Here is a 4115-nt window from a genome sequence, read left to right on the forward strand (position 1 = left end):
CTCAAGCGCCGCACAGAGCGCATCGACGTCCCCCGGCGGCACCAGCACGCCGGTGACGCCATCCTCGACCACGAATTCGGCCGCGCCCGCGCGCGCCGCCACCAGCGCCGCGCCTGATGACATCGCCTCGATCAGCGTCAACCCAAAGCCCTCGTTGCGCGAAGTGAAGGCATAGATGGTCAATCTCTGGTACCAGCGTTCGACCTCCTCGATCTGGACTTCACCGGTGATCCTGATGCGGGATGTCAGCCCCGCCGCTTCGATCCGCTGCTTCAGCCCATTCGCAAATCCCTGCTGCTCCGGCACCACGGCGCCGACCAGCACGGCCGAAAAATCCGGATAGCGCGGCAACAGCCGGCACATCGCCTCGACAAAGACGTCGCTGCCCTTCTGGGCGCGCACGCGGCCAAAGCAGCCGATCGCGTAGCGCCCGGGCAGGCAGCTCTCGGAGAACGGCGCCGCGCGGTCGACCGGCGGCGCGTAGCGTTCGGTGTCGACGCCATGCATCACCACCGTCGCCTCGCGCTTGAGGAAGGACGCGGACAACGCGCTCGTCGCGATCACCGCATCCATCTGTCGGATCAGCCAGCGCGTCAGCCAGGTGTGGTGACGTTGCGCGGCGGACGTGAACACGAGCTTCAACGGCCAGCCGAGCGCGCGCAACAGAACGCCTGCAATCATCTCGTCATTGCGCCGCGCGTGCCAGATCAGCGGCACAGGGCGGCGCCATAGTTTCAGGAGATCGACGAAGCCCATGCGCGCGATGCCCTCGGGCGCATGCGAGCCGAGCCAGGCGGCGCGGAACATCGTCGCAAGCTTTGGTGCGACCATGCGGTTGGTCGCGGTCACGCCCGAATAGCGCCTGTGCAGGTTCGGCACGATCAACTGCAGATCAGCGGCCGGATTGTTCTCGATCGGCGCATTGGCTCCCATTGGGTCCCCCTTTGCAGGAGTTCGTATACGCAACATTAAGCATAGGGGCCAGTTCTCAGGCCACGAAACCCCCTCTTCATCGCGGCCCCGCTAACATCCCGTGAAAATAACCGGGGAGAGGTAGTCATGACCGTGCTCGTCACCGGCGGCGCCGGCTATATCGGAAGTCACATGGTGCGCGCGCTGGTCGATGCCGGCGAAAGCGTCGTGGTGGTCGACAACCTCTCCACCGGTTTCTCCGCCCTTCTGCCCGAAGGCGTGCCGCTGTTCATCGGCGATGCCGGCGACGAAAATCTCGTCGAGGGCGTGATCGCCCAGCATGGCGTCGAGAGCATCGTCCATTTCGCCGGCTCCGTGGTGGTCCCGGAATCGATGCGCGATCCGCTCGGCTACTACCGCAACAACACGATGACCACGCAGAGCCTGTTGAACGCGGCGGTCAAATCCGGCGTCAGCCGCTTCATCTTCTCCTCCACCGCCGCCGTCTATGGCAATCCCGAAGAGGTGCCGGTGCCGGAGACCGCGCCGACGCGGCCGCTGTCGCCCTACGGCATGTCGAAGCTGATGACGGAGATCATGCTGCACGATGTGGCCACCGCCCATGGCATGAGCTATGTCGTGCTGCGCTATTTCAACGTCGCCGGCGCCGACCCGCTGGGCCGCATCGGGCTTTCCACCATCGGCGCGACGCATTTGCTCAAGGTCGCGGTCGAGGCTGCCACCGGCCAGCGCGCCAAGGTCGATGTGTTCGGCAGCGACTATCCGACGCCGGACGGTAGCTGCATCCGCGACTTCATCCATGTCACCGATCTCGCCGAGGCGCATCACGCCGCGCTGTCTTATTTGCGTGCCGGCGGCGGCTCGGTCACGCTGAATTGCGGCTATGGCCGCGGCTATTCGGTGCTGGAGACGATCGAGGCGGTGCGCCGCGTCTCCATGCGCAATTTCGCCGTGTCCCATGCGCCGCGCCGCCCCGGCGACATCATGACCATGGTCGCCGACACCGGCCGCATCCGCACGCTGCTGGACTGGACGCCGAAATACGACGATCTCGAAACCATCGCGGCGCATGCGCTGGCCTGGGAGCAAAAGCTGTTCCTGGAGCGCGGCGGCCCGCTCCAGCAGGCGGAATCGGCCTGAAAATCAAGCCGTTATTTGACTTGAAATTGGCTTGAAAAAACGCGCTTTCGCAGGCAAGGAGTCCCTCAAGCCTGACGCTGGCGCGCGCCCGCTTCCTAACAACGCGGCGTCAAGGGAACGCGGATGACCGAGCCTCCAAAAAAGATAACCGACGACCCCTATGGGGCGGCGATCCTGATTCGCCGTCTGATCGCCGAGCAAGGGCTCACCTATTGGCGGCGCTATCTGCAAGCGTTCGTCCTGATGGCGATATCGGCCGGCGCCACCGCCGGCGCCGCCTATATCCTGGGTCAGGTGATCAACCAGGCCTATATCGACAAGGACATTGCCGGCATCGCTCGTCTCTCCGGCGTCACGGTCATCCTGCTGTTCATCAAGGGCGTGGCGACCTACGGCCACACGGTGACCCTGTCGAAGATCAGCAATGCCATTCTCGCCAACAACCAGCGGCAGCTCTTCGCCAAGCTGATGAGCGAAAGCATCGGCTTCTTCTCCGAACGGCATTCGTCGGAATTCCTGGCACGGCTGACTGCCGGCGCCAAGTCCATCACCGACGTCCTCAACATGCTGATCAACGCCATCGGGCGCGATCTCTTGACGCTGATCGCCATGATCTGCGTGATGGTGTTCCAGGATCCGGTGCTGTCGTTCATTGGGCTCGTGGTGGTGCCGCCGGCGATGCTGATCCTGCGCAAGCTGGTGAAGCGCATCAAGGGCCTCGCCTACAACCAGTTCACCGGCACCGCCGACATCCTGGAGACCATGCAGGAATCGCTGCAGGGCATCCGCACCGTGAAGGCGTTCACGCTGGAAGAAACGATGAAGCGGCGCATCGACGCGAACATCACGGCCGTCGAGCGCAACGCCAACAAGATGGCGCGGGTCGCCAACCGCTCGAATCCGCTGATGGAGATGCTCGGCGGCTTCGCGGTGGCCGGCTGCCTGCTCTACGGCGGCTACAGCGTCGTCGCGCTCAACGCGACCCCCGGCGCATTCTTCTCCTTCATGACCGCCTTCCTGATGGCGACCGAGCCGGCAAAACGCCTGTCGCGGCTCAACATCGATCTCAACAGCCAGTTGGTCGGCGCGCGGATGCTGCTCGAAGTCGTCGACAGCCCCGCGAGCGAACGCTCCGACGACGACAAGCCGGCGCTGAAATTGACCGAAGCGCGGATCGAACTGCGCGATGTCGGCTTTGCCTATCGCGCCGACGCACCGGTGCTGAGCCACATGAGCTTCGTCGCCGAGCCCGGCAAGGTCACCGCGCTGGTCGGCCCCTCCGGCGGCGGCAAGTCCACGGTGCTGGCGCTGCTGCTTCGCTTCTATGAGGCGACGGAGGGCGACATCCTGATCGACGGCCAATCGATCGCCTCGGTGTCGCGGCGCTCGCTGCGCCAGCAGACCGCCTATGTCGGCCAGGACGTCTATCTGTTCCGCGACACCATCCGCAACAACATCGCCTTCGGCAAGCCCGGCGCCACCGAAGATGAGATCGTGGACGCGGCCAAGGCGGCCTGCGCGCATGACTTCATCACGGGCTTCCCGCTCGGCTATGACACCCCGGTCGGCGAGCTCGGCACGCAGCTTTCCGGCGGGCAGCGCCAGCGCATCGCGGTGGCGCGCGCGCTGATCAAGAACGCGCCGATCATCCTGCTCGACGAAGCGACCGCCGCGCTCGATTCCGAATCCGAAAAGCAGGTGCAGGAGGCGATCGAGCATCTCTGCCAGAACCGCACCACGATCGTGATCGCGCACCGGCTGCACACCATCATGCATGCGGATGCGATCCTGGTGGTCGAGGGCGGCCAGATCGTCGAGCGCGGACGTCACGACGAGCTGCTCCGCCGCGGCGGCCGCTACGCCTCCTTCTTCCGCCTGCAGCACCACGACACCCGCCCGCTCACGCTGGCCCCGATCAGCGCCACCGGTTAGAGCATGATGACAACAGCAACCAACACGACGCTGCGCCCCCTCTCCCGCTTGCGGGAGAGGGTTGGGGTGAGGGTGCCTCCACGATGGGACTTTCCGTGGGGAGAGAACCC

General features: G+C 65.0%; 3 protein-coding genes. 2 read left to right on the top strand and 1 reads right to left on the bottom strand.

Features of this window, described 5'->3' with window-relative positions; all coding sequences use genetic code 11:
• Positions 1–933 (bottom strand): glycosyltransferase family 4 protein (locus CWO89_RS41530; RefSeq protein ID WP_130584022.1); only part of this gene is annotated, 933 nt, incomplete at its 3' end.
• 126 nt (positions 934–1059) lie between these two features.
• Between CWO89_RS41530 and galE the strand changes: the two genes are divergently transcribed.
• Both galE and CWO89_RS41540 read left to right on the top strand, forming a co-directional pair.
• Entirely contained in the window at positions 1060–2073 is a 1014-nt protein-coding gene (gene galE, locus CWO89_RS41535) for a UDP-glucose 4-epimerase GalE (RefSeq protein WP_130584023.1), read from the top strand.
• Between the two features lie 123 nt (positions 2074–2196).
• Positions 2197–4005 (top strand): ABC transporter ATP-binding protein, encoded by a 1809-nt coding sequence (locus tag CWO89_RS41540; protein ID WP_130584024.1) that lies wholly within the window; start codon positions 2197–2199, stop codon positions 4003–4005.
• Positions 4006–4115 lie beyond the last annotated feature (110 nt).

Origin of the sequence: Bradyrhizobium sp. Leo170 (genome assembly GCF_004296405.1) — a bacterium.
GTDB lineage: Bacteria > Pseudomonadota > Alphaproteobacteria > Rhizobiales > Xanthobacteraceae > Bradyrhizobium.

Bases quoted from the DNA above. Each gene is read 5' to 3' on its own strand.
- galE (WP_130584023.1), top strand. From the start codon at position 1,060: ATGACCGTGCTCGTCACCGGCGGCGCCGGCTATATCGGAAGTCACATG.
- CWO89_RS41540 (WP_130584024.1), top strand. From the start codon at position 2,197: ATGACCGAGCCTCCAAAAAAGATAACCGACGACCCCTATGGGGCGGCG.